Consider the following 25,913-nt stretch of genomic DNA (forward strand, 5'->3'; position numbering starts at 1 on the left):
GCATCAATCCGCGAGCGGGTACTCACCCGCTCCGGTTCAACTGGGGCAACCTGCCGCTGGTCGACAGCACGGGCGATGGAGCGCCGCGCAACGTGACGGCGTCGGTGACCTGGAAGTATTGATCGGGGGTTTGCTTTTCAGTGATGAATAATCAGATTTAACCCCTTCCTTGTAGGCCTTTTCCCAAACATACTCCTGCCGCCTTTTTTCCGTTGCGGCCGCTCAGGCACCGCTCTAGTCTCGGCCTGTCGCTGCAAAGAGCGATCGGCTTTGACAGGCCGCGACGGTACATGGCACAGCTCGTCCTTATGGCGGCTGTACGTGCGGGCACGCTTGCGTGCGCCGGAACTTGCTATGTCCGCCGGTCTGTCAACCCACGTCCAGCTGCCACCCTTCTGTTTGACAGCAGGCAGGTGACCGCATCTCTAAAAGGACGTAGTCATGCTCAAGATCGTTCCCGATCCACCCCACAACCACCACTCTCTCGAAGACACCCTCATCCAGGCTGCGGACTACGCGTTGTGCGCACAGACCGTGGCCCACCAGGCGATTCTGCTGCAGCCCAAATCACCCGTGTCGATCCTGATGATGACGACCATGCATGAGCTGGAGGCGCTGCGTGTGCTGCTTGAGTCGGCGTTGATTCAGGTGCAGATGCCTGCCGAGCCGCGTACTCAGCATTAATGCCTATTGATGTGATGTGTTGCCTGGTCTGGCCTCTTCGCGGGGCAAGCCCGCTACCACAAGTACACATCAGGCTCGAGTCTGTGGTGATCCTGTGGGAGCGGGCTTGCCCCGCGAAAAGGCCAGACCAGGCTGCAAAACTTCAGCGCATTGGCCAAGCCGCTGATGGACGACGCGGAACTGGGCATGATGCATTGAGGCCCGTGTAGACTAGTGTGGTGTTTCAGAATACCAATGAAAATTACGTGCCCAAGGCCTGTCCTGGACGGATGACAGGGGCCAGAATGGCCTCGGCTTTTTAATGGGGGTGGATGCCTGGAGATTGTATATGGGGCCACCAGGTGCCTGGCTTGGCATTTTCAGCGCCTATCAGATCGAGCGCCGCCCCACCTCCAAACCCAAGACAGGCGCCTAGCCACCATCACCCTATCTCCCGACAAGCACATAGCGGCCCCACATTGGATAACCTCAAGCACAAAGCGGCCAATGATTCAGAGCGGGTTCCAGAAATGCTTCAACAGTCTCAGGCCCTGTGGGAGCAATACGCCGAGGCGGAATGCAATGGGTGATACGAACAGAGTATCGCTGGGACTATTCGGGGTTTCGTTTCGCAATATTGCAGATACCGCATGGCCCTCCAGCGCCTGACTGAATTGGACGAATGGTGAGTGGTCAGATTTTTTACCGTACAAGGATGTCACGATCATCGCCACCGCCATCATGAAGATGGCTAAAGCCCCTGTGAAATCAATTCAGTACCCCTCGATCAGGCCCCAACCTAGAATACGTCTCAACTAGAGAGCCTATAAATATTCGAGTGGGACAGCCGACCATGACGAACACAGATTTCAACTTTTCCATCAAGACCATTCGTTTCGACGAACATTATCACCCCGCCGAAAACACACGCCTCACGACCAACTTCGCCAATCTGGCGAGGGGCGCGAGCCGCCAGGAAAACTTGCGCAACACCCTGGGGATGATCGACAACCGCTTCAACGCCCTGGCGCATTGGGACAACCCAAAAGGCGACCGTTACAGCGTCGAGCTTGAGATAATTTCCGTCGCGATGACGATCGATGCTGAACGCAGCGATCACGCCCTGCCCTTGATTGAAATATTGAAAACCCACATCGTCGACCGAAAAACCGGCGAGCGCATCGCCGGCATGGTGGGGAATAATTTTTCGTCCTACGTGCGCGATTACGACTTCAGCGTACTGCTACTGGGGCACAACAAGAACCAGCCAGCGTTCAGCACACCTGAGCATTTTGGCGAGCTGCATGGCAAGCTGTTCAAGCGCTTCGTGAACTCCGCCACCTACAAACAGCACTTTGACAAGCCCCCGGTCATCTGCCTGAGCGTGTCGAGCAGCAAAACTTACCATCGCACTGAAAACCAGCACCCGGTGCTGGGCTTTGAATACCAGCAAGATGAATATTCCTTGACCGATGAATACTTCGGGAAGATGGGATTGAAAGTGCGTTACTTCATGCCTGCGAACAGCGCTGCGCCGTTGGCTTTCTATTTTTGCGGCGATTTGCTCAGTGACTACAGCAACCTTGAGCTGATCAGCACCATCAGCACCATGGATACCTTCCAGAAAATCTACCGCCCCGAAATCTACAATGCCAACTCGGTGGCAGGAAAGTCCTACCAGCCCAGCTTGAAGCACGAAGATTATTCGCTGACACGCATTGTTTATGATCGGGAAGAACGTAGCCGGCTGGCTATTGAACAGGGACGATTTGTCGAAGAGCACTTCATCAAACCTTACCACGCCATGCTTGAGCAGTGGTCCGCCCACTACGCTTCCTGACTTACGCAAATACAAGGTCTTCTTTCATGAAAAAGCTGTTACCCACGTCGACTGCCGGCAGTTTGCCTAAACCCTCTTGGCTCGCACAACCCGAGACACTTTGGTCCCCCTGGAAGTTGCAGGACGAGGCGTTGACCGAAGGCAAACAGGATGCACTGCGCCTGTCATTGCAAGAGCAGCAACACGCCGGCATTGATATCGTCAGTGATGGCGAGCAAACGCGCCAACACTTTGTGACGACCTTCATCGAGCACCTCAGCGGCGTTGATTTCGAGAAACGTGAAACCGTGCGCATCCGCGATCGCTACGACGCAAGCGTACCGACGGTGGTGGGTGCTGTCGCTCGGCAAAAGCCAGTGTTTGTAGAAGATGCCAAGTTTTTGCGTCAGCAAACCCGGCAGCCCATCAAATGGGCGCTGCCAGGCCCCATGACCATGATCGATACGCTGTACGACAACCATTACAAAAGCCGCGAAAAACTGGCGTGGGAATTCGCCAAGATTCTCAACCAGGAAGCCCTTGAGCTAGAGGCTGCCGGTGTGGACATCATCCAGTTCGATGAACCCGCCTTCAATGTCTTCTTCGACGAAGTCAATGACTGGGGTGTGGCCACGCTGGAAAGGGCCATTGAAGGCCTCACGTGTGAAACGGCCGTGCATATTTGTTATGGCTATGGCATCAAAGCCAACACCGACTGGAAAAAGACCCTGGGCAGTGAGTGGCGCCAATATGAAGAAGCGTTCCCCAAACTGCAAAAATCCAGCATCGATATCATCTCGCTGGAATGCCACAACTCGCACGTCCCGCTGGACCTGATGGCGCTCATTCGCGGTAAGAAAGTGATGGTAGGCGCCATTGACGTGGCAAACCACACCATTGAAACCCCCGAGGAAGTCGCTGCTACCCTGCGCAAAGCACTGCAATTTGTAGATGCCGACAAACTCTACCCGTGCACCAACTGTGGTATGGCCCCCTTACCTCGCCAGGTCGCCAGGGGCAAGTTGAATGCGCTGAGTGCAGGCGCAGACATCGTGCGCAGAGAACTCCTGGCCCATTAAAGGCCCCCTCACGTCAGGACCTACCATGTCACTTCCCAGTACTGTCATCGCGCCATCGAGCTTTCGCGAAGCGCTCGGGCACTACGCGTCCGGTATCACGGTGATCACCTCGCTCATTGATGGCGCGCCGATTGGCTTCACCTGCCAGTCGTTCTATAGCGTGTCGATGAGCCCGCCGCTGGTGTCATTCAGCGTGATGGCCAGTTCGGCCAGCTACCCCGGCATTCGCCAGGCGGGCCGCTTCGCGGTCAATATCCTTTCGGGTGAACAGGTGGGGATTTCCAACCAGTTCGCCCGCAAAGGCGCGGACAAATGGCATGGGGTCAAGTGGCAGGCGTCGCCGCTGGGTAATCCGGTCATTGCCGGCAGCCTGCACTGGCTGGATTGCGAGATTCACGCCGAACACGCAGCCGGTGACCACGTGATCGTGATTGGCGAAGTGAAAGCGCTGAACGTGCAGGACGCCGCAGCTACGCAACCCTTGCTGTATTTCAAAGGACAATATTGCAACCTCGCCGCGCATTGCGCGGTTTGAGCGTTGCCCTCTTCTCATGATCGACTTGAGACACCTACGCACCCTTCATGCCCTGCGCGAAACGGACAGCCTACCCGAGGCCGCCGAGTTCCTGCACCTGACGCAATCGGCGCTGTCGCACCAGTTCCGGGAGCTGGAAAGTCGCCTCGGCATGCCCGTGTTCGTGCGCAAGTCCAAGCCGGTGCGCTTCACCACGGCCGGCCTCAAGCTGTTGCAACTGGCCGACCAGGTGCTGCCGCTGATTCGCACCACGGAGCGCAAGCTGAGCAAACTGGCTGGCGGTACGGCCGACCGGCTGCACATCGCCATCGAGTGCCACAGTTGCTACCAATGGCTGATGCCCTCGGTGGACGATTTCCGCGAGGTATGGCCAGAGGTTGAACTGGACCTGGCCTCAGGGTTGTCGTTCGCGCCACTGCCGGCCCTGGAACGGGGGGACCTCGACCTGGTGGTGACCTCCGACCCGGTGACCTTGCCAGGTATCACCTACGTACCACTGTTCGGCTACGAGGCAATGCTGGCCATTGACAAGCACCATCCCCTGCGCGAAAAGCCCTACCTGGAACCCGCCGACATCGCCAGCCAGACCCTGATCACATACCCGATCGAGCGCAACCGCCTGGACATCTTCACCCGCTTCTTCGACCCCGCCGACCTCGAGCCCGCCCAGGTACGCACCGCCGAGATGACCGTGATGATGATGCAGCTGGTGGCAAGCGGCCGCGGGGTTTGCTGCCTGCCGAACTGGGCGGTGCATGAATACACCTCGCGCGGCTATGTCATTGCCAAGCGCCTGGGCGAGAAAGGGCTACAGGCCACGCTATTCGCGGCGGTTCGCAGCGATATGCTGGAAATGCCTTACATGAGGGACTTCCTGCTTACAGCAAAAGACATTTCCTTTGCGACTTTGGAGGGTGTCAATGCGGTGTAAGGCCCGTTGCCTGATAGCTATGGCTCGTAAGCTGTTGCTCAACACAGGCTAGTGTGGTGTTTCAGAAATACCAATTAAGATTACTTACCTAGGGCCCTTTCCGCACGGGCGACTGAGGCCAAAATGACCTCGGCTTTTTTATGGTCTTCACGGAATGTTGGGGAAGTGGGGCTGCCATGTGCTTGTCGGGGTATAGGGTGAGGGCAGCTAGGTGCCCTCACCCTATACCCTGACACGGCTCACCATCGGCAGTCCATTTTGTGGGAGCGGGCTTGCCCCGCGAAGAGGCCGAGCCAGAAAATGGGGTTGACTGGCACGGGCTACGCCCGTGTTCGCGGGGCTAGCCCGCTCCCACAGACGGCAGGAAGAACGACTACGGCCAGGCGTAGGCAGCATGTGAGCCGCCCTAGCCGTCCCCCTCCTGCACAGTAACCCTCACCCCCGTGCTTGCAATTTCGTACTCGGATTCAGAAATCCTACGCACCGCCCCACCAAACTGCATCTCGAAATGCTTCAGCCCTTCATGCCGAATCATGCCGTTTGGCGAGCGTTCAATCGTCTCGTCCTGATAAATGTTGATCACGTAGACCACGTTGTCCGTACCCACCCCGACGATCTTCCCAACATATTTATCTGCCATGTCCGCACTCCCTGAGTAAACCCCACAGTTGCTGCAACTGAGATGCTGACTGTTCAAGGATGTGCGCAATGGCGGTAAGGGTCTGTACGCTACCGAACAGACCCCTCACGTCATTCTGCCAGCCGACGCCGAAGACGCAGGGCTGGATGTTATCCTCGACACTTCAACCCGTTTGGCGGTATTGGACGGCGAACGAAGGACAAAAGGAAAATGTCATGCGCACACGCACCCTCCTCGCGGCAATCGGTACCGCTTTCACCTTGATCTCAGCCCCGGCATCAGCCACCCAGCCCGCATCGCAGGCGTCGGCAACGTTGAGCAAAGACCGCATCTCGGTAACCGTTGAGGGCGCCGGCCCGGATGTCATCCTGATCCCGGGCTTGGCGTCTTCCCGCGAAGTGTGGCAAGACCTGGCCGCCAGGCTAAAGCATAGCTACCGCCTGCACCTGGTGCAGGTCGCAGGCTTTGCTGGAGCACCGGCCGTCTCCAACCCGCAAGGCAACGTGGCCGCCCCAACGGCCGAGGCCATCGCTGACTACATCCGCACCCAGCACCTCAAGGCCCCGGTGATCATTGGCCACTCGCTGGGTGGCGAGGTGGCGCTGATGCTCGGTGCGCGTCATCCCGACCAGGTCGCACGCCTGATGATCGTCGATGCCCTGCCCTTCTACACCCTGCTGATGGACCCCGCCGCCACTCGCGAAACTGCCGCACCGCATGCGGCGGCGTTCCGTGATGCGCTGCTGGCGTCACCGCCGGCGCAAACCGAGGCCATGCAGCGCGCCTCCATAGCCCGCCTGGCAAAAAGCGAAGCGGCCAGGCCTGCACTGCTCGCGGCGGCATTAGGCTCGGACCGGCAGACCACGGCCGATGCCACCTATGAACTGATGACCACCGACCTGCGCCCTGAGCTCGGTCGCATCCAGGTGCCGGTAGAAGTCGTCTATGCCTACGACCCTCTCTACGGCATACCCGCTGCCAACGTCGAGGCCACCTTCCGCAACGCCTACGCCACCACCCCGCACATCCGCTTCAAGCGCATCGACGACAGCTTCCACTTCGTCATGCTCGACCAGCCACAGGCGTTCGCCAACGCGGTCACCGATTTTCTGAAACCGTAGCGTTTGCCACAGCCGTTCAGCGCTTGAGCAGGGCAATGAAAAACAACCCGCCAAGCGCTGCGGTGGCAATGCCGATGGGCAAGTCTTGCGGGGCGATCAAGGTGCGTGCAGCCACATCCACCCAAACCAGAAAAATCGCCCCAAGCAGTGCACTGACCGGCATCAGCCGGCGGTTTTCCGCGCCCACCAGCGCCCGCGCCATGTGCGGCACCATCAGGCCGACGAAGCCGATGGCGCCCGACAGCGATACCAGTACGCCGGTCAGCAGCGAGGTGCAGGTGAACACCTGCAGGCGCAGGCGTCGGCCGTTGAAACCCAGGCTCAGCGCCGTCTGCTCACCACTCATCAGCGCATTCAGGCCGCGCCCCAACATTTGCAGCGTGACCAGCCCCAGCACCACGCACAGCGCCGGCAGCCAGATGACATGCCAGCGCGCCGCGCCCAGGCCACCCAGCATCCAGAACACCACCGAAGCGGCGGCATGCTGATCGCCCGTGTACAACAGCAGGTTGACCACCGCCATCAGCACGAACGACACGGCGACGCCCGCCAACAGCAGGCGGTCGGTTTCCATGCGGCCATTGCGCCGGGCCACGCCGATCACCAGCAACATGCTCGCCGCCGCGCCCATGAACGCCGCCAGTGGCAAGCTGAAGACCCCGATGAATTCGCCCAGGTAGAGCATCACCAGCACTGCCCCCAGCGCCGCCCCCGAGCTGACACCCAACAGGTGCGGGTCTGCCAGGGGGTTGCGGGTCACGGCTTGCAGCGCGCTGCCGACCAGCGCCAGGCCGGCACCCACCAAAGCCCCCAGCAACACCCGGGGCGCGCGGATCAGCCAGATGATATGGGCCTGGCTCTGGCTCCACTCACCCGGCATGTCGATGCCCAGTTGCTGGCCGACAATACCGGCAACCTTGGCCAGCGGCACCGACGCGGGGCCAAAGGCAAGCGCGATCAGGCACGACAGCAGCAACACGACGCTCAGCAGCACGATCAGCCACCGGTACGCCGCAGTGCTGTGCCCAACCCTCATCGGGCAGCACCTTGGAGCAACGGGGGATGCAATGCATCGGCAAGCTTTTCGATGGCCACTGCGTTCTCCACGGAAGGCGTCACCTCTAGGTAGGTCAGCACAATGAAGCGCTGATCACGAATCGCCCGCACGTCTTTCAACGCAGGTTGGCGCACCAGGAAGTCGCGCTTCTGCTGCCAACTGCTGGGGCCGTAGTCGACGATCAGAATGACCTCCGGGTCGCGCTCCACCACGCTTTCCCAGTTCACCTCGGTCCAGCTGGCGGCCACATCGTCCATCACGTTGCGCCCGCCGGCGGCTTCGATCAGGGCCTGGGGCACGCCAAGCCTTCCCGAGGTGGTCGGGCGGTCTTCGCCACTGTCGTAAAGGAACACCCGTGGCATGTACCGCGCCTGCCCGACCCGATGCTGCACTTCACCGATACGCGCGCGCATGCTGGCGATCACGCGGTCGGCCTGGGGCTCGACCGAGAATATCCGCCCCAGGTTGCCCAGGTCGCGGTAGACATCGTCCAGGCTGGCCCGCTGCTGGGCCATGACCCACGAGCACGACTCGCTCAGCTCGTACACCGGGATGGCAAATGGCGCAAGGGTGCTGGGGGTCACCGGGCCGCCAACCTGCATGCCGTAGTTCCAGCCGGCAAAAAACAGATCGGCTTCAGCCGCCAGCAAGGTTTCGATGGCCGGGTAGCGGCTGGCCAGCTGCGGCACGCCCTGCAGCGCCGTGTCCAGCCACGGGTCGCGGTGCTTGCGGGCGCTGAAACCGGTGTAGCCGACGATGCGCTCGCGCAGCCCGAGGTGCAGCAGCATTGCGCTCATGTTCACATCGTGCACCACCACCCGCTGCGGTGCCTGGGTGAACGTCACGTCGCGGTCACAGCTGCGCACGCTCAAGGGGTAGTCGCTGGCCGTGGCAGGCAGCGCGGTCAGGATCGACAGCAAGCCGATCAGGTAGCGAAGGGTCATGGTCGTGTGATCCAGGTAATACGTGGGTAAGTGTGCAGGGGGTGGCGGTCGACCAGCGCCTCGACACCGAAGACCTGCCTGAGCAGGCCGGGGGTCAGCACCGCTTGCGGCGTACCGCTGGCAACAAGGCGCCCGCCGTCGATGACGTACAGCCGATCACAGAACGCGGCCGCCAAGTTAAGGTCATGAAAGCTGGCCAGAATGCTCAGGCCCAGGCTGCGCAGGTGCTGGAGCAGCTCCAGCTGGTAGCGTGGGTCCAGGTGGTTGGTCGGCTCATCGAGCATCAGCAACTGCGGTGCCTGCACCAAGGCCCGGGCCAGCAGCACGCGCTGTTTCTCGCCTCCTGACAGGCTGGCAAACGCCCGCTCGCGCTGCTCGGCAAGGCCCACCTGCGCAAGTGCCTGCACCACGTGCCGGGCATCCTCGGCACTGTCGCCATCGAACAGGCCCTTGTGCGGCGCGCGGCCCATGGCAACCACCTCGGCAACGCTCAAGCCGAACTCATCGGGAAACTCCTGCAGCACCACCGCGATGCGTTGTGCGCACCATCGCGCGCTGCGCTGCCAGATGTCATCCGCGCCAAGGCTCACCCGGCCTTGGTCAGGTGGGTTGGCGCGGTAGGCGCAGCGCAGCAGGCTGGTCTTGCCGCTGCCATTGGGGCCGATCAGGCCGACGAACTCGCCCGGCCCCACGTGCAGGTCCACGCCTTGCAACAGCGGGCGCGGTGCCCGCCCCCGTTCCTGCGGGGCCCAGGCGAGGGCCTCGATGTGCAGTTGCGTCATGGGCATCACCTCCAGGAGGCACCGGCCAATGGCCGGTGCGGCAGGCTCAGAAGCTGTAATCAGCCGTGACGAAGAATGAGCGCGGCTCACCCAGGTACCACTGCCGGCCGTTGTTGCCGGTGGTGATGGCGTACTGGCGATCGAACAGGTTGTTCAACTGCAGGCCCAGGGTCAGGTCCGGTTGCACGTGCCAGTCGACAGTGGCGTCGACCACGGTGTAGCTGGGCACCTGAACGGTATTGGCGTTGTCGGCGTAACGGCTGTCGACATAACGCGCCCCGGCACCGGCACTGAAGCGTTGGCCGAAATCCTTGCTCAACCACAGGTTGGCGGAACGGCGAGGCACCTCGGTGGGCTGGTTGCCGGAGTAGTCGTCGGTACCATTGGTAAATTCGTCATACTCCGCCCGCACCCAGGCGGCGTTGGCGGACAGCTGCACGTCGTAGGGCAGGCGCAGTTCGAGGGTGGCTTCGATACCGTCCGACGACTGCTGGCCGACCTGCTGTTGCAGCGTCGGGTTGAGCGGGTCGGTGCTTAGCAGCTTTTTCTTGACGATGTGGTACGCCGCCAAGGTCCACTCCCCTCGCCCCTCGGGCAGCATCTGCTTGATGCCCACTTCGGTTTGCTTGGCGGTGCTCAGGTCCCACTGCTGCTGAGCGGCGTCGAGGGTCAGCAGGTCGCTTACGCCTTCGGTACTGGTGGCGTACTGGCCGTAGACCGACAAGTCCTCGGTAACCGCGAACACCAACCCAGCGCGCCAGTTGTTGCCGGACAAGCTGCGGTCGGTGCGGGTATCGGTATCCAGGTCGTCGCTGTGCAAGTGCACCTGGTCGCGGCGCACACCGGTGATCAGCGACAGGCGCTCGGTCAACTGCGTGCGGTTCTCGGCAAACAGCGAAAACTGCTTGGCCTGGTTGGCTTCGCGCGAGCGGAAGGGGTCGTTGCTGATGTATTCGCCGCCCCCCGACCCCGACAACGGCACCGTATCGGTCAGGGTGTTGCCGAAGTCGTGTTTGCGCACGAAGCGGATCGTGTTGTAGTCGGCGCCCACCACGGTCTGGCTGTCCAGGCCGAACAGCGAGTGTTGCAAGGTGAACGACTGGCGGTCACCGAGCTGTTCCTGGGTCTGCTTGATGCTGATGAAGCTGCTACGGCGCACCTGGTCACCTGGCAACCAGGTGTAGGTCTCGGCGTTGCGCCAGCGACGCTGGGCCTTGAGGAAGTACAACTGGTTGCTGGCGGTCAGGTTGTCGTTGATCACCCAGTCGGTCACCAGGCGCGTGGACTGGTCGTTGTAATGCAGCTCGGCGTTGTCGACGTTGTAGTTGTGGTCGCGCAGCGACTCGCGGTAGTGCCCACCCACCAACGGCGTACCCATGTACTGCTGCGGGTTCTGGTCACCGTAGTCGTGGCTGAGGGTGAAGCTCAGCTCGTCACTGGGCTGCCAGCGCAGCGAGCCGCTGATGGCGAGGCTCTGCGAGTCGCCGCGGTCGACCCAGCCGTTGCTGGCCTGTTTGTTCAGGTTCAGGCGATAGCTCAAGGTATCGGTCAGCGAACCGCCGCTGTCCAGGGCCATCTGCCGGCGGTCATCCGAGCCGTAGCCCAGGCGCAGGTGGTTGCGGATTTCACCCTCGAACGGCTTCTTCGGCACCACGTTGATCACCGCGCCGGTGGCGCCCTCCCCGTACAGCACCGATGCCGGGCCGCGCAGCACATCGATGCGTTCTACCGACCAGGTGTCCACCGGGAAGGTCACCGTGCCGGCGCCTACGTACAGCCGGGTGCCGTCGTACAACTGCATGGTCGAACTGTGCCCGGTAAAACCGCGGGCCGACAACGCCGTGCCGCCGTTGCCGGGGGTACCGATGAAGGTGATGCCGGGCGAACGGGTCACCGCGTCCTGAACTGTTGCGTTGTTGCGCTTGAGGATTTGCTCGGCACTGATGCTGGTCACGCTGGCGGGTGTTTCCAGCGGCGTCAGGCCAAGCCGCGAGCCACTGGTGCCTGGGGTATGCAGGTCGGGCTGCGGGTTGCGCTCGGCCGTGCCGGTAATGTCCGTGGCCGGCAGCGCCAGGGCGTTATCCGCCTCGGCGGCGTGGGCGGCAACGCTAATAAAAACACAGGGCAGCAGGCTTGCATGCAGCAGCGAGCCTGGCAGAGAACTGAACAGCGAATAACGGGACATGTCGTTCCACTTGAAGCAGGAATGAAAGAATCCCGGGGGAACAACGCAAAGGGGCATCGCAGGCGCACACGCCTACGGAAACCGGCCTGCGCCCGCCCACCGCGGGTTTGCCAAACGATGCTTCAGGCCGGTCTCCGGGCTCGCGAGGGGCATGAAGCATTCACCTTCCCATGCCGGGGCACAGTGGTGTCTTGAATACTTCTCTCGCATACCGTTGCGGGGGCAGCGCCGGACTGATCATCGCGCGATGACGAACCGGCTTCCCGTTTCACCCCATGCACGGCGGCAGGGGGCACCTGAAACAGGCGCGCAGATGACCATCAAAATGCCGCTACGTCAACCGCCCTGTACAGCGCAAAGGCGCTGCTTCGCGACAGCAACGGCTAGACTCACTGTCTGTACCCGCGTCACAACCCGACTCGCTGGAGGCACCTGCGCACATGAGTTTCATTGTCTGGGTGGCCATGCTCGGCGCCGTCTTGCTGCTGCTGGCGCTGACCTCCTCTTACCTGCGCTGGATCCCTGTCACTACCTCGGTGGTGTGCCTGGGGCTGGGCGTAGGCCTTGGCCCGGGTGGCCTCGGGCTGCTGCAACTCGACCTGCCCCAGGCCAGCGGCTGGATGGAGCACCTGACCGAGGTCGCTGTGTTGTTTTCCCTGTTCGTCAGCGGCCTCAAGCTGCGCCTGCCGCTGAGCAGCCGCAGTTGGCGGGTGGCCTTCTTCCTGGCCGGGCCCGTGATGCTGGCCTGCATCGCGGGGGTCAGCCTGGTGCTGCACTACGGCCTGCAACTGGGTTGGGGAGTATCGGTGCTGATTGGCGCCATCCTGGCCCCGACCGACCCGGTGCTGGCCACGCTGGTACAGGTCAACGACGCGCAGGACTACGACCGGGTGCGCTTCAGCCTGTCGGGCGAAGCGGGGCTCAACGATGGCATCGCCTTTCCGTTCGTGATCCTCGGCCTGCTGCTGGTGCAGGGCGCCGAAGGCAGCCAGTGGCTTACCGACTGGCTGTTGCAGGACGTGCTGTGGGCGGTACCCGCAGGCTTGCTCAGTGGCTACTGGATGGGCCGCGGCCTTGGGCACTTGAGCCTGTACCTGCGCACCCAGCATGCCGACAGCACGCTTTCGCCCAACGACTACCTGGCACTGGCGCTGATTGCCATGGCTTATGTGGTCGCCGACCTGATCCATGGCTATGGCTTTCTTGCGGTATTCGCGGCGGGGCTCGGCCTGCGACAGGCCGAGGTGCACACCAGCCCCACCCCGCAAGCGCCCGCCGAGCACCTTGTACAGCCCGTCGTCGGTCACCAGCATGTCGCCCCGGAGCATGCGGTGAAAGGGGATATCGCCGCACTGGAAGACACCCAGGTCGCAGCGGGCATCATGCTCGGCGACATGCTCTCTTTTGGCGGGCTGGTGGAGCGGGCGATGGAGGTCTTTCTGGTGACCTTGCTCGGGGTCGTGTTGATCGAGCACTGGGACTGGCGAGCGCTGGTCGTCGGCGCGGCGCTGTTCGTGATCATTCGGCCACTGAGCACGCTGCTGATCCCCGGGCGCGACCTGCTGGACCTGCGCCAGCGCGGCCTGCTTGGCTGGTTCGGCATACGCGGCATCGGTAGCCTCTACTACCTGTTCTACGCGCTCAATCACCCGATGCTGCCCAGTGTTGCCGCGTCGAGTACCAACCTCACGTTGTCGGTGGTGGCGCTGAGCATCGTGGTGCATGGGCTAAGCGTCCAGCCCCTGCTGGCGCGCTACGAAGCCGGCCGAAAACGCCGCGGCCAATAGCCCCTCAGAGGGCGTCGCCCGCTGGCAGCGACGCCCCCTGAGGTTTTCAGGACGGGAAGCCCAACCCCGAAGACAAGTCAGTGTCCGCCGTTCGATGCGTGCCCGTGGGCGCCTCTTTCGCGGTGGCTTCCCTTACCGACTCTTTTACCGCCTCCTTGGCTTGCTCACCCTTGGCCTTCAGCGTGTCGGTCAAGCGGTCACTGCTGGCGCCCATCAGCTCATCCTCTTTACGGGTGCCGGGCAATGCCGCGCCCAAGGCTGCACCCAACGCGATGCCTAGCGCCGCCAGCACCAAAGGCTGCTCCTTGAGCAACTGATCGAAGTGGCCCTTCAGGGCTGTGGCCTGGTCACCGATCTGCTGGGCGCTGCCGCGCAGGCTGTCAGCCGAGCCGTGCACCGTGTCGCGCGCGCCCTGCCCCAGCTCGCCAGCCCGGTCACGCAGGTCATGGGCCTTGCTGCTCACCGCGTGGCCGGCATCGTGCAGCGCCTCTGTGGCATGGGCAAAAGCCCCCTTCACACTGTCGACCGCATCACCCAGTTTTTCGCCCAGGCCTGGGCCGGTGTGCGCAGGGCCAGGGTTGAACGGGCGATTCTGATTGAAGCCCAGCCACGCCAGGCCAAGCACCGTGAGGGTGGTCGGCACCGGGTTGTTTTTCAAGGTGGTGCCCAGGTTATGGAAGAACTCCCCGCCGCTGCCCTTGCTGTAAGCCAATACCTGGTCCATCAGTTGGCCGGGGCTCAGGCGCTGCTCCAGGGCATCGACCAGGTCACTGATATGCTCGCGCTTGGCATTGATCTGTTGCTCGAGCAGGTCAGGGTCTTTCTGCGTTTCTTGTTCGAAAGAAGTGCTCATGGCAGTTTCCTCTTCAGCGCATCCTTGTCCTGCTGCAGGGCATGCAGCGTGCGATCCGGGGTCAGTTGAGCTGGCTCGAACTGCTTCTTGCCGGCCTGCAGCATGATGAACCCGATGATCACCGTTACCGCCCCGACGATAAGCGCTGCAAGCCAGGGCACGAGCACCATCGACAAGGCATACACCGCTGCCAGCAGCAGGATGATGAAGCCCGCCAATAGCACGATGGCCCCTACCGCCACCGCTGCCGTACCGGCCTTCAAGGCGTTGAGATTGCGCTGCAGTTCGGCCTTGGCCAGGGCCAGCTCCTGGGTGAACAGTTCTGGGATTTCGCGCATCAACTGACGCAGCAAACCGCCCACCCCGACCGTGTCCTCTGCCGGGGTATGTAGCCCCGGCGCAGGTTGTAGAGGGTCTTTGTTCATCATTCACCTCCTTTGAGCGGGTCACGCTCCAATGGGCCACCGCTTACCGGCGTGCCGCCGCCCATGCCGACAGGGTCGACCGGGGTGTAGGGTTTGTGCGTGGACACGTCGCTGGCGCGGTCCGGCATCGGCGCAGCGGCGTGCCTGGGCTCGCTGCTGCCTTGCCCTGGCACCGGCGACGGCGCCGTAGTGGCGTGGCTGGCGCTGGCGCGCAGAAAGCGGGACAAGGCAAACCCTGCCGCCACACTGCCAGCCAGGAACAGCGCCGGGTTGTCCCGCGCCAGGCGAGACCCTCGGTGCAGCAGGTCCTCAGCACTTTCATGGCGGATTTGCTCGGCAAAATTGCCCATCCACTCGGCAGCTTCGCCCAGGTAATGGGAAAGCCCCAGGCTGTCGTTGCCCTGCAACGCGGATGCAGCCGAGCGTGCACCTTGTTGCAAGGAATCAAGTTGCTCGGCGGCTGTGGTGCGGTAGTGCTCGTACTGCTCGGTGCCCTGGTGCTTTGCCTCGCTCAGTAGGGCGCCGGCCTCGTCGGTAATGGCGTGCAGGTGATCCTGGGGGCTGCTCGGCGGTGCCGCCGAGCCTTGATCGCGTTCCATGGTCATATCCCTCGCAAATGAACAACCGGCAGGTGCCGGACTGTGTGCCTTCATTCGGGGGACGTAGCGCTGGGGCCGGGAGTTCAGTCAGAGTGATCGGCAGCCATTGCCCTCTGCACCAATGGCCTGCACGGGGTTTACTGGGGGGCAAAGCTTAAGTTTGTCGGGGCCGCCAGGTGCTTGGCTTGGTTTATCCGCCCCCCTGAATAAACCAAGCCAAGCACCTAGTCAGACTGCAGATCAACCAACCACTGGCCTCAACAACACCTGCGCTTCATACAGCGGCGGCAAATAGCGCAGCCGTATCTCGTCAACGCTCAACCGTGAGGCGTGGGTGGTGATCGTCAGGGTCGCCTTCAATTCATCGCTGCGGTCCAGCAGCGGCACGCCCAGCACGCGCATGCCGACTTCATACTCCTGGTCGACGATGCAGAAGCCCTGCTGGCGTACACGTTGCAGCGCTTGCTCCAGTAGCGCCCTGTCTGTCTGCGTGTAGGGCGTGAGCTGGCGTAACGGGTTGCGCGAGAAATACGCGTCGCGCGCTGCCTCGCTCAGCGCGGCCAGCCAGATTCGCCCCCCGGCCGTGCAGTACATCGGCACCCGCGAACCGGGCCTGATCGACAACGAGGCGATGTGGCTGTAGCGGCTGCGCACCAGGTGGATGATTTCATCGCCGTCTCGGGTGCCGACCGAGACATGTTCCTGGGTCTGCCGGGCAACCTGCTCGACGATAGGCCGCAGCATGCGCGGCAGTTGCGCCGAATCCACGTAGGCCTGGCCAATGCGCAGCGCCTTGGGCGTGAGCCAGTAATGGCGGCTGTCGGTGTCGGCAAAGCCTTCGTGTACCAAGGTCAGCAGGAAGCGCCGCGCAGCGCTGGGGGTAAGGCCTGACTGCTTGGCCGCCTGTGGCACGGTCAGGCGCGGCTGATCGACGCTGAACAGCTGCATCAACGCCAGGCCTTTCTGCAAGCCGGCGATCAGGTCGCGGGGGTGGATCTGCGGTTTGTCCATGCCTTCACCTCGTGCGGTCTGTCGTGATCCGGGCTGTACATTGTTCAGCACTCTGGTTCGATAATCGCCATGCAACTGCGATTATCGCACTACTTGCCCGACAAGCGCATTGTCCCCCACCCCCTCGCACGCCACCCTTGCCTGCACAACAACAGCAAGCACGGAGGTCAGCATGATTCGGGGTTCGACAGAACTGGTCGCCATCGTCGGTTCACCCATCGCCCAGGTGAAATCGCCTGAAAACTTCAACACCTGGTTCGCCAGCCATGGCTGCGACCTGGCGATGCTCCCCATCGACTTGCAGGAAACGGCGCTGGACGCCTTCGTCGACAGCCTGCGGGGCTGGCGCAACCTGCGCGGTTGCGTGGTCACCGTGCCCTACAAACAGGCGCTGGCCACGCGCCTGGACGGCCTGAGCGAACGCGCTGGCGCACTGGGCTCGGTCAATGTGGTGCGGCGCGGCAGCGACGGGTGCCTGCTGGGCGACAACGTCGACGGCGCAGGCTTCCTCAGCGCCGCGCGCAAGCAGGGCTTTCAGCCAGCGGGCAAACGCGCACTGGTGATCGGCTGTGGTGGGGTCGGCAGCGCCATCGCTTATGCCCTGGGTGAGGCTGGCGTGGGCCAGGTCACCCTGAGCGACCCCTGCTCGGCACGGGCGGGCGCGCTTTGCGAACTGCTTGGCAACACCTTCCCCAACCTCGAAGTCGCTACCCAATACCACTCGCTGGAGGCGTTCGACCTGCTGGTCAACGCTTCGCCCATCGGCATGGGCGGCAGCGACGAGCTGCCTCTGCCTGGCGCCCTGCTGGACACCCTGCAGCCCTGCACCCTGGTTGCCGACGTGGTCACTTCGCCAGAGATCACCCCCTTGCTGCACAGGGCACGCCAGCTCGGTTGTGCGATCCAGACCGGGCCACAGATGGCCTTTGCCCAACTCGGACTGCTCGGCGCCTTCATGGGCGTCACCCCGCTGGAGATCTGAGGCCCTGCCCTCACCGTCGGCTGGCTCGTCGCCAGCCCTATTGCCGAACGCCTGCAGGCGTCGGCCCCTCATCCGGAGACTGTCGCATGTATTTTGAACTGAGAACCTACACCCTCGACCCGCTGAAAATGGCCGACTGGCTGGCCCTGTACCAGAGCCATGCGCTGGCGGTGCAGAGCGAACACCTGGGCAACCTGGTCGGCTTTTTCACCAGCGAATTCGGCGAGGTCAACCAGGTGGTGCACCTGTGGGGCTATGCCAGCCTCGACGAGCGCATGCAGCGCCGCGCAGCGATGGCTGCGGACCCGCGCTGGGCGGAGTTCTCCAAGCGCAATCGCGAACTGGGCGCCGTGCTGCGATTGCAATCGCGGCTAATGCGCCCGACCGGCTTTTCGCCCCTGCAGTGAATGCCTTGCCCCCCACCTGACCGGAGCGCACCCATGCAATCCCTGGAATGTGACGTACTTGTCCTCGGCTCCGGTGCCTCTGGCCTGGCTGCCGCAGTAACCGCCGCGCATCATGGCCTGAAGGTGATCGTCGCCGAAAAGGCCAGCCAGTTCGGCGGCACCAGCGCCTGGTCGGGGGGGTGGTTGTGGATACCCCGCAACCCGCTGGCCATCGCCGAAGGCATCGTCGAAACCGACGACGCACCCGAACGCTACCTGCGCGCGCAAACCCACGTCGCCGAGCTGGACTTGCGCCAGCAGGCGTTCTTACGCCATGGGCCGGAAATGGTGGCGTTCTTCCAGCAGCACACCGCTGTGCAGTTCCAGTCCGGCACGAAGATGCCCGACATGCACGAGGGCGACGGCAGCGCACCGGGTGGGCGCTCCCTGTGCGCGCAGCCATTCGACGGGCGCCTGCTCGGGCACTGGGTGCACCGCCTTCGCCCCCCTTTGGACATCGTCAGCCTGGCCGGCATGGGCATCGCCGGTGGGGCGGACATGGCCGCGTTCTTCAATGCCAGCCGTTCGCCCAAGGCCGCCTGGCACGTCGGCAAGCGCCTGCTGCGCCATGGGCGCGACTTGCTGCTGCATCGTCGCGGCCTGCACCTGGTCAACGGCAATGCGCTGGTGGCGCGCCTGCTGCGCAGCGCCCTCGACCTGGGCGTGACGCTGTTGCATGCGCGACAGGCCACCGGGTTGCTCAGGGATGGGCGCATCACTGGCGTTCAGTTCAGCGATGGTCAGGTGATCCACACACGACGCGGTGTGGTGCTGGCCTGCGGCGGATTCCCGCATGACCGCCAGCGCATCGCGCAACTGATACCCCATGCGCCCGAAGGCGATCGCCACTACTCCGCTGCACCCTTACAAAACAGCGGCGACGGCCTGCGCCTGGGCGAGCAGGTTGGCGCACAAGTCGCCACCACGGCGGCCCACGACGGGGCCTGGGCGCCGGTGTCACAGGTGCCACGAAGCGACGGTAGCCTCGGCCATTTTCCGCACCTGATCGACCGTGCGAAGCCCGGTTTCATTGCCGTGCGCCGGGACGGCCGGCGGTTCGTCAACGAGGCCGACAGCTACCATGCCTTCATGAATGCGCTGTTCGCGGCCACGCCGCCAGGCGAGGCACCTGAGGCCTGGCTGATCTGCGATCACGCCGCGCAGCGCCGCCATGGCATCGGCTGGGCCAAGCCGTTCCCCTTCCCTACCGGCTTCTATGAACGGCGTGGCTACCTGTTCAGCGGCCCTAACCTGGCGCAGTTGGCCGCACGCTGCGGGATCGACGCCCAGCAACTGCAGCGCAGCGTTGCCCGTTTCAACTACCACGCAACGCAGGGCACAGACCCGGACTACCAGCGCGGCGCCTCGCGCTACAACTGCGCGCAGGGCGACCCGCTGCAAGCGCCCAACCCGTCACTGCGGCCCCTGCTGCACGGCCCCTTTCATGCGGTGAAGCTGCTGCCGGGCAGCCTGGGGACGTTCGCCGGCCTGTGCACGGAGGCTTCTGCCCAGGTCCTGGACAGCGAACAGCGCCCGATACCCGGCCTCTATGCAGTCGGCAACGATATGCACAGCATCATGGGCGGGCACTACCCAAGCGGCGGCATCACCCTTGGCCCCGGCATGACCTTCGGCTACCTGGCGGGCAAAGCGCTGTGCGGCCCCGCAACTTAGCGCAGCAGCACTTTTGTTCGATCAGCGAACAGTAGCCCCATCTTTGAATTGACGCTCAATCATTCACTGCTCACCATTAAATGACCTTGCGTGCCCATCCTTGCCATGGGCAAAACCGCGTTCCAGACGCACTGCCGTTCAAAACAATTTCAAGAAACGACCTCACATGACCCCTTCCAAGTTCAACACTGCCACCCCCCGCCTCGCCCATGGCTCCATCGGTGACAAGGTGCGTGGCGCCTTCGCCGTCGGCAAGACCCGCTGGGGCATGCTGGCCCTGGTGTTCTTCGCCACCACCCTGAATTACATCGACCGCGCCGCCCTCGGCATCATGCAACCGGTCCTGGCCAAGGACATGGGCTGGACGGCGATGGACTACGCCAACATCAATTTCTGGTTCCAGGTCGGCTACGCGATCGGCTTTCTGCTGCAGGGCCGGTTGATCGACAGGGTTGGGGTCAAGCACGCCTTCTTCGTTGCGGTGCTGCTGTGGAGCCTGGCCACCGGCGCCCACGGCCTGGCCACCTCGGCGGCCGGCTTCATGGTCTGCCGCTTCATCCTCGGCCTGACCGAGGCGGCCAACTACCCGGCCTGCGTGAAGACCACGCGGTTGTGGTTCCCTGCCGGCGAACGCGCCATCGCCACCGGCCTGTTCAACGCCGGCACCAACGTCGGTGCCATGGTCACCCCGGCGCTGCTGCCGCTGATCCTGGCCGCCTGGGGCTGGCAGGCCGCGTTCATTGCCATGGGCAGCCTTGGCCTGGTGTGGGTGGTGTTGTGGGGGTTGAAGTACTTCAACCCGGAAGCGCACCCGCACGTGCGCCAGAGCGAGCTGGACTATATCCAGCAGGATGACGAGCCCGAAGCGAAGCCGATGCCATTTCGCCGCATCTTGCGCCAGCGCGGCACCTGGGCCTTCGCCGTGGCTTACTCGATCACGGCGCCGGTGTTCTGGTTCTACCTCTACTGGCTGCCACCGTTTCTGAACCAGCAGTACGCGCTGGGCATCAGCGTGACGCAGATGGGTATCCCGTTGATCCTGATCTGGCTGACTGCGGATTTCGGCAGCATTGGCGGCGGGATACTTTCGTCGTGGCTGATCGGCCGCGGCGTACGTGCGATCCGCGCACGGCTGATCTCGATGCTGATCTTTGCCTGCACCATTGTCAGTGTGGTCTTTGCTGCCCACGCCAGTGGCCTGTGGGTCGCAGTGCTCGCCATTGCCGTGGCGGTCGGCGCGCACCAGGCCTGGACCGCGAATATCTGGAGCCTGGTCATGGACTACACACCCAAGCACCTGGTGAGCACGGTGTTCGGCTTTGGCAGCATGTGTGCGGCCATCGGTGGGATGTTCATGACGCAGATCGTCGGCAGCGTGCTGACGGTTACCCACAACAATTATGCGGTGCTGTTTACCATGATCCCGGTGATGTACTTCCTGGCGCTGGTGTGGATGTATTTCATGGCGCCGCGTGGGGTTGAGGGGGCTTAGTGCCTGGCATTGGATGTGTGTTGGTGCATAGATCGAGCGCCGCGCGGGCGGCGCTCGATCTATGCCCCACCTCAAAACCCAAGCCAGGCACTAAGCCGCCCCAACCCTATCTCACACCCGCGCCAGCACCGCCTTGGCCTTCTCCAGCGCCAGCCGCGCCCGCTGCTCGCCGCTGACACCTTGCTCCAGCAACTGCCGCGTCGGAATCTCCAGGCTCAGCGGCACGCTTGCCGGCAAGCCGCGCAACAACCCGACCAGGTCAGCATCGCCATCACCGGGGAAGCGCCGTTCATTACGCGCCTGGCGCAATATCTCGCCCATATCATCCGGCACCGGGCCGGCCACGTCGCACAACTGGGCGTAACGCATGCGCTGTGGTGCCAGGCGCGCCAGGTCGTCGAGCGAGGAGGCAGAGCGGTTGAAATGGAACGCGTCCACCAGCACACAGCCATTTTCCCGGCCAGCGTTGGCTACCACACGCATGGCCTGGCGCAAGTCGCGAACGTCGGTCCAGGGCATGAACTCCAGGTGCGGATGGATACCGTAACCCGCCGCCAGGTCGCACAGCTCGGCAAAGCGCTCAGTAAGGCGGGCCTCGTCCGGGTCGTTGCCGGCAACCAGCAGTTCGGTACCCCCCAACTCGGCACCCACCGCCAGAATGGCCTCGAAATCAGCCACACAGGTTTCAGGCTTGAGGCGCAGGATTTCCAGGTCGAGCACCTTGATACCGGTGTCGCGCAGGCGCGCCTGGGTCTGGCGACGCAACTCGGCATCGGCAACCAGCGGGAAGTGCTGTTCCTCCGGGGTGGCCGCGACCAGGCGCAGGCCCACGTGGCTGTAGCCGGCTCGGGCGGCAGCTTCCACCATGGCGGGCGGCGAAAGCTCGAGCACCGTCAGCGCGGCAAGGGAAAAAATACGGTCAGTCATGTTCGTTACCTGAAAGCAAAAAAGGTGTGATCGAAGGTCGCGCTTTGCTCGCGCGTCAGGCGATGATCGCGGGGGCACACGCTCGGCCGCTTTCGGCGGCCTGGCGGATCGCCTCGACCAGGGCCAAGGTACGGGCGCCGTCTGCGGCGTCGGTCAGCGGTGCTTCTTCACCGCGGGCAACGCGCACGAAGTGCTGCAGTTGCAAGGTCAATGCCTCGCCCGCCGGGGTGCCAGCCTCGCTTTGCAGCAACGGTGTATGCCAACCCGAGCCGGCTTCGGCGTACTGCCAGCGCTTGAGCTGCGGAATACTCAGCGCCCCCTGGGTGCCCGCCAGCAGGAAGCAGGGCTGGCCATCCTGGCGCGGGTAGATCGGGCTCTCGCCAGACGTCAGCTCCCAGCTCCAGGGTGCAGCCACCGCGTCGGAGCCCGTCAGGCTGCCCAGCGCGCCGTTGGCGAACTGCAGCAGTACCGCTGCGCTGTCTTCATTGGCATAACCGCGTACATCGTTGCGGGTGAACGCCTGTACCTGCACCACCTCGCCGCACAGATAACGCAGCAGATCCAGGTCGTGGATCAGGTTGGTCAACAAGAAACCAGCGCCTGGCTCACGGCGCCAGGGGGTGTCGAAGTAGCTGTCGGGCTTCTGCAACTGCCACAGCGCGGTGACGTTGATCAGCCTGCCCAGGGCGCCGTCGGCGATCATCCCACGGGCACTGGCGATCAGAGGGTTATGCCGTCGGTGGTGGCCGACCAGCACGGGCACGCCACAGCGCCGAGACGCCTCCACCAGCGCACGGACTTCATCCAGGTGCACGCCCACCGGTTTTTCCAACAGCACCGGCACACCGGCCTCGATGCAATCGAGCGCGGTGGCCACATGCAGGTTATTGGGGTTGGCGACGATCACCGCCTCGGGCTGGACTACCTCCAGCATGCGGCGGTGGTCGGCAAAACAAGGCACCGCGCATTCGGCCGCGAAGGCCTCGGCCTGCGGGCCAGGGTCTGCCACCGCGCACAACTGGGCTTGCGGGACCTGACGCAGGTGCTGGTAGTGCTGGCGGCCCATGATGCCGGCGCCAATCAGGGCGATACGAAGCGGTGCGTTCAACGGACTGTCCTCTTGTCATTGTTGTCATTATTGTCGGATCACGGATTACGGAACGCTGTTCCAGAATCCACAATCAACAATTTAGAACCCCGTTCCGCTTTACAGAAGCACCGCACCCACAGACTGTGCGGTTATCGACCACAAACGCACAGGCCTGCGCATGTCAGGCAAACAGTTCGCTGGCCTGGCTGGCGGCGGACAGCTCGTCGGCTGCGGCCAACAGCTGCGCCGCCAGTTCAGGCAAACGCGTAGGCGCCAGCCGTGCGCTGGGGCCTGCAATGCTCAGCACGCCAATCACTTCATCGGTACGGGGGCGCCGCACCACGGCGGCCAACGCCGACGTGCCCACTGCCGAGGTTTGCTCGACCCAGGCATAGCCCCGCTCGCGTGCCTGTTGCAGGTAGCCCAGCAGCTCGTCCGTGGAGCGCGGTGCATTCGGGCCGAACTGCGCGGGGTCGGCAATGCCCTGGCGCAACACCATCTGCACGGCATCGGCATCGCTCAGGCTGGCCAGCCAGGCATGCCCGGAGGCGGTGTAGAACAAGGGCGCATCGCGGCCCATGTCGGGGTCGTAGCGCAAACCCGAGCGCGCTCCCTGGGACTTGGCGATCCAAGTCTGGCGGCTACCGTCGATCACACCGAGGCGCACCAGCTCGCCGCTGTCCTGGGCCAGGCGGTCGAGAATCGGCTGGATGATGTCGGCACCACTGCTGGAGAGGTAGCGAAAGCCCAGCGCCACCAGCTTGGCAGACAACTGGTAGCGGCTGTTGTCGCGGTTCTGCCGCACGTAGCCCAGGCGAATCAGCTCGGCCAGCATGCGGTGGGTGGCGCTCTTGGGAATCTCCAGGCGCTCGGCCAGGGTCTGCAGGGCAAGGCCCTCAGGCTCGCCGGTAAGGCTTTCTACAAGACTGAAGGCGCGTTCGATCTGACTACCAGCCATGACTAAGGTCCCTGAAAATGTGGCGAATTCTGGAAGATGATTCCACAACCAAGGCCACCGTGCAGCAGCGCTACGCTGAAGTGTCCGGTAATCGACCATTACCACGCGGCGCGGCTTGCAACTTAAGTCGTCACACGGGAAAAATATGGAATCACATTCCAATAATAGCCCCGGAGACCCTGCAATGCCCACCGACACCTTGCAAGCCGAATACGACGTACTGGTCATTGGCTCCGGCGCAGCCGGCCTGGCCGCGGCAGTAACGGCTGCCTGGCATGGGCAACGCGTGCTGCTGGTAGAGAAGGCGCCTGTGTTCGGCGGCGCCACCGCCTGGTCCGGCGGCTGGGCCTGGGTGCCACGCAACCCGCTGGCGCGCCGCGCCGGTATCGAAGAAGACATCGAGCAGCCGCGCACCTACCTGCGCAACGAGCTGGGCGCGCATTACGACGCTGAACGGGTGGATGCCTTCCTCCAGGCCTGCCCGCACATGGTCGCCTTTTTCGAGCAACACACCGCCCTGCAGTTCGTCGACGGCAACGCTATCCCCGACATGCACGGCGACACACCCGGCGCCGCCACCGGCGGCCACCAGGTCATCGCCGCCCCCTATGATGCCCGTGAGGTTGGCGCGCTGTTGCCGCGCCTGCGCAAGACCCTGCGTGAAACCTCGTTCATGGGCATGCCGATCATGGCCGGTGCCGACCTGGCCGCCTTCCTCAACATGACCCGCTCGCCACGGGCCTTTGTGCAGGTGTGCAAGCGCTTTGGCCGCCACCTGTACCACCTCGCCCGATATGGCCGGGCCATGCACCTGGTCAACGGCGTGGCGCTGGTGGCGCGCCTGGCCAAGTCGGCCGAAGACCTTGGCGTGCGCCTGCTGGAGTCTGCCCCGGCCAAGCGCCTGCTGATCGAGGACGGCCAGGTGCGCGGGGCTGTGATAGGCACACCGCAGGGCGATATGACGGTGCGGGCGAAAGCCGTGGTACTCGCCGCCGGTGGCTTCCCCCACGACAGTGCGCGGCGCCAGCAGCTGTTTGCCGGTGACGCCACCGGCCATGACAACCTCGCCCTGCCCCCGCCGTCCTGCTCGGGCGACGGCCTGCGCCTTGGCGAGTCGGCTGGCGGCGTCGTCGCCACCGACCTGAAATCAGCGGTGGCCTGGGCACCGGTCTCCAAGGTGCCGCACCGCGACGGCAGTGTCGGCCACTTCCCGCACATCATCGAGCGCGGCAAGCCGGGAGTTATCGGGGTACTGGCCAGTGGCAAACGCTTCGTCAACGAGGCGCACGGTTACTACGACTATGTATCGGCCATGCTCGAGGCGGTGCCGCAGGGCGAGCAAGCCTGCTCGTGGCTGGTCTGCGACCACCGCTTCTTGCGTCGCTATGGCCTCGGCCACGCTCGCCCCGCGCCGCTGCCGGTATGGCCGCACCTGCGCAGCGGCTACCTCAAGCGCGGCGCCAGCCTCGAACAATTGGCCAGCGCCTGTGGCATCGACCCAGCCGGGTTGAGTGCCACCGTCGCTGAGTACAACCGCTATGCGCGCCTGGGCCAGGACCCGGCATTTGGCCGCGGCTCCACGCCGTTCAACCGCAAACAAGGTGACCCGGCTTACAGCGGGCCTAACCCCTGCGTCGCACCGATCGAACAAGGGCCGTTCTATGCGGTGAAGGTGCAGCCAGGTTGCTTTGGCACCTTCGCCGGCCTGCGCACCGACGGCCACGCACGCGTGCTGGATGACCAGGGCCAACCGATCGGCGGCCTGTATGCGGCGGGTACCGACATGGCCAGCGTGTTTGGCGGCTGGTACCCCTCCGGCGGTATCAATCTGGGCCCGGCGCTGACCTTCGGCTACGTGGCCGGGCGGCATATTGCCGGGGCTCACGCACCGCAATGAGGCGGGTCTGTACGCT

At 63.6% G+C, this 25,913-nt stretch carries 24 protein-coding genes and 1 riboswitch; of the genes, 12 read left to right on the forward strand and 12 right to left on the reverse strand.

Annotated elements, in window-relative coordinates; genetic code table 11:
• Nucleotides 1-441: 441 nt before the first annotated feature.
• The 5 genes from CKW22_RS25960 (at nt 442) to CKW22_RS25980 (ending at nt 5,027) form a co-directional block, all read left to right on the forward strand.
• Complete coding sequence (locus tag CKW22_RS25960; protein ID WP_095065524.1) at nt 442-684, forward strand: hypothetical protein; 243 nt, start codon at nt 442-444, stop codon at nt 682-684.
• A gap of 832 nt (nt 685-1,516) precedes the next feature.
• Complete coding sequence (locus CKW22_RS25965; RefSeq protein ID WP_095065525.1) at nt 1,517-2,503, forward strand: DUF1852 domain-containing protein; 987 nt, start codon at nt 1,517-1,519, stop codon at nt 2,501-2,503.
• Nucleotides 2,504-2,529: 26 nt separating this feature from the next.
• Nucleotides 2,530-3,561: a methionine synthase gene (locus CKW22_RS25970; RefSeq protein ID WP_033698666.1), complete on the forward strand. Its 1,032-nt coding sequence runs from the start codon at nt 2,530-2,532 to the stop codon at nt 3,559-3,561.
• Nucleotides 3,562-3,586: 25 nt separating this feature from the next.
• Nucleotides 3,587-4,096 carry a flavin reductase family protein gene (locus tag CKW22_RS25975; protein ID WP_033698668.1) on the forward strand — a complete coding sequence of 170 codons (510 nt, stop codon included), beginning with the start codon at nt 3,587-3,589 and terminating at the stop codon, nt 4,094-4,096.
• A gap of 16 nt (nt 4,097-4,112) precedes the next feature.
• Complete coding sequence (locus tag CKW22_RS25980; protein WP_095065527.1) at nt 4,113-5,027, forward strand: LysR family transcriptional regulator; 915 nt, start codon at nt 4,113-4,115, stop codon at nt 5,025-5,027.
• Nucleotides 5,028-5,433: 406 nt separating this feature from the next.
• Here the strand turns inward: CKW22_RS25980 and CKW22_RS25985 are convergent, their stop codons facing one another.
• A complete protein-coding gene (locus CKW22_RS25985) occupies nt 5,434-5,667 on the reverse strand; it encodes a hypothetical protein (RefSeq protein WP_095065529.1) in 234 nt (77 codons plus the stop codon).
• A gap of 215 nt (nt 5,668-5,882) precedes the next feature.
• Here CKW22_RS25985 and CKW22_RS25990 point away from each other — a divergent pair, with 215 nt between their 5' ends.
• Nucleotides 5,883-6,788 carry an alpha/beta fold hydrolase gene (locus CKW22_RS25990; RefSeq protein ID WP_047583784.1) on the forward strand — a complete coding sequence of 302 codons (906 nt, stop codon included), beginning with the start codon at nt 5,883-5,885 and terminating at the stop codon, nt 6,786-6,788.
• Between the two features lie 16 nt (nt 6,789-6,804).
• Here CKW22_RS25990 and CKW22_RS25995 read toward each other — a convergent pair whose 3' ends face one another.
• Genes CKW22_RS25995 through CKW22_RS26010 form a run of 4 tightly spaced genes read right to left on the reverse strand, consistent with a single transcriptional unit; the run spans nt 6,805 to nt 11,756 of the window.
• Nucleotides 6,805-7,824 carry an iron ABC transporter permease gene (locus tag CKW22_RS25995; RefSeq protein WP_047583783.1) on the reverse strand — a complete coding sequence of 340 codons (1,020 nt, stop codon included), beginning with the start codon at nt 7,822-7,824 and terminating at the stop codon, nt 6,805-6,807.
• A complete protein-coding gene (locus CKW22_RS26000) occupies nt 7,821-8,789 on the reverse strand; it encodes an ABC transporter substrate-binding protein (protein ID WP_033698675.1) in 969 nt (322 codons plus the stop codon). Before CKW22_RS26000 ends, CKW22_RS25995 begins: the two co-directional genes overlap by 4 nt.
• Nucleotides 8,786-9,571, reverse strand: a complete 786-nt coding sequence (locus CKW22_RS26005; protein WP_047583782.1) for an ABC transporter ATP-binding protein — start codon at nt 9,569-9,571, stop codon at nt 8,786-8,788. Before CKW22_RS26005 ends, CKW22_RS26000 begins: the two co-directional genes overlap by 4 nt.
• Nucleotides 9,572-9,617: 46 nt before the next feature.
• Nucleotides 9,618-11,756 (reverse strand): TonB-dependent siderophore receptor, encoded by a 2,139-nt coding sequence (locus tag CKW22_RS26010; protein WP_033698677.1) that lies wholly within the window; start codon nt 11,754-11,756, stop codon nt 9,618-9,620.
• 107 nt (nt 11,757-11,863) lie between these two features.
• A riboswitch (cobalamin riboswitch) is annotated at nt 11,864-12,071 on the reverse strand.
• A gap of 125 nt (nt 12,072-12,196) precedes the next feature.
• Between CKW22_RS26010 and CKW22_RS26015 the strand changes: the two genes are divergently transcribed.
• Entirely contained in the window at nt 12,197-13,543 is a 1,347-nt protein-coding gene (locus tag CKW22_RS26015; protein ID WP_095065531.1) for a sodium:proton antiporter, read from the forward strand.
• A 46-nt stretch (nt 13,544-13,589) separates the two neighbouring features.
• On the opposite strand, the gene CKW22_RS26020 is transcribed toward CKW22_RS26015, so the two are convergent.
• The 4 genes from CKW22_RS26020 to CKW22_RS26035 all read right to left on the reverse strand — a co-directional run bounded on the left by CKW22_RS26020 (nt 13,590) and on the right by CKW22_RS26035 (nt 16,431).
• Nucleotides 13,590-14,396, reverse strand: a complete 807-nt coding sequence (locus tag CKW22_RS26020; protein ID WP_095065533.1) for a DUF3618 domain-containing protein — start codon at nt 14,394-14,396, stop codon at nt 13,590-13,592.
• Nucleotides 14,393-14,821 carry a phage holin family protein gene (locus tag CKW22_RS26025; RefSeq protein WP_033698681.1) on the reverse strand — a complete coding sequence of 143 codons (429 nt, stop codon included), beginning with the start codon at nt 14,819-14,821 and terminating at the stop codon, nt 14,393-14,395. The genes CKW22_RS26020 and CKW22_RS26025 overlap by 4 nt, the downstream gene beginning before the upstream one ends.
• Nucleotides 14,821-15,420 carry a hypothetical protein gene (locus CKW22_RS26030; protein WP_033698683.1) on the reverse strand — a complete coding sequence of 200 codons (600 nt, stop codon included), beginning with the start codon at nt 15,418-15,420 and terminating at the stop codon, nt 14,821-14,823. The genes CKW22_RS26025 and CKW22_RS26030 overlap by 1 nt, the downstream gene beginning before the upstream one ends.
• A 240-nt stretch (nt 15,421-15,660) precedes the next feature.
• On the reverse strand, nt 15,661-16,431 hold the full coding sequence (locus tag CKW22_RS26035; RefSeq protein ID WP_095065535.1) for an IclR family transcriptional regulator C-terminal domain-containing protein: 771 nt from the start codon (nt 16,429-16,431) through the stop codon (nt 15,661-15,663).
• A 172-nt stretch (nt 16,432-16,603) separates the two neighbouring features.
• Between CKW22_RS26035 and CKW22_RS26040 the strand changes: the two genes are divergently transcribed.
• From CKW22_RS26040 to CKW22_RS26055, 4 genes are all read left to right on the forward strand, one after another.
• Nucleotides 16,604-17,413 (forward strand): shikimate dehydrogenase, encoded by an 810-nt coding sequence (locus CKW22_RS26040; protein WP_033698685.1) that lies wholly within the window; start codon nt 16,604-16,606, stop codon nt 17,411-17,413.
• 86 nt (nt 17,414-17,499) lie between these two features.
• Nucleotides 17,500-17,820 carry an NIPSNAP family protein gene (locus CKW22_RS26045; RefSeq protein WP_095065537.1) on the forward strand — a complete coding sequence of 107 codons (321 nt, stop codon included), beginning with the start codon at nt 17,500-17,502 and terminating at the stop codon, nt 17,818-17,820.
• A gap of 33 nt (nt 17,821-17,853) precedes the next feature.
• Nucleotides 17,854-19,533, forward strand: coding sequence for an FAD-dependent oxidoreductase (locus tag CKW22_RS26050; protein WP_095065539.1), 1,680 nt, complete (start codon nt 17,854-17,856; stop codon nt 19,531-19,533).
• Nucleotides 19,534-19,699: 166 nt separating this feature from the next.
• Complete coding sequence (locus CKW22_RS26055) at nt 19,700-21,025, forward strand: MFS transporter (protein WP_033698689.1); 1,326 nt, start codon at nt 19,700-19,702, stop codon at nt 21,023-21,025.
• Between the two features lie 111 nt (nt 21,026-21,136).
• Here CKW22_RS26055 and CKW22_RS26060 read toward each other — a convergent pair whose 3' ends face one another.
• From CKW22_RS26060 to CKW22_RS26070, 3 genes are all read right to left on the reverse strand, one after another.
• Nucleotides 21,137-21,952, reverse strand: coding sequence for a sugar phosphate isomerase/epimerase (locus CKW22_RS26060; RefSeq protein ID WP_095065541.1), 816 nt, complete (start codon nt 21,950-21,952; stop codon nt 21,137-21,139).
• A gap of 55 nt (nt 21,953-22,007) precedes the next feature.
• On the reverse strand, nt 22,008-23,060 hold the full coding sequence (locus CKW22_RS26065) for a Gfo/Idh/MocA family protein (RefSeq protein WP_033698692.1): 1,053 nt from the start codon (nt 23,058-23,060) through the stop codon (nt 22,008-22,010).
• 163 nt (nt 23,061-23,223) lie between these two features.
• On the reverse strand, nt 23,224-24,000 hold the full coding sequence (locus tag CKW22_RS26070; RefSeq protein ID WP_095065543.1) for an IclR family transcriptional regulator: 777 nt from the start codon (nt 23,998-24,000) through the stop codon (nt 23,224-23,226).
• Between the two features lie 184 nt (nt 24,001-24,184).
• On the opposite strand from CKW22_RS26070, the gene CKW22_RS26075 reads away from it, so the two are divergent.
• Nucleotides 24,185-25,897 carry an FAD-dependent oxidoreductase gene (locus CKW22_RS26075; protein WP_033698695.1) on the forward strand — a complete coding sequence of 571 codons (1,713 nt, stop codon included), beginning with the start codon at nt 24,185-24,187 and terminating at the stop codon, nt 25,895-25,897.
• Nucleotides 25,898-25,913: the final 16 nt, after the last annotated feature.

Origin of the sequence: Pseudomonas sp. Irchel s3f19 (assembly GCF_900187555.1) — a bacterium.
GTDB lineage: Bacteria > Pseudomonadota > Gammaproteobacteria > Pseudomonadales > Pseudomonadaceae > Aquipseudomonas > Aquipseudomonas capeferrum.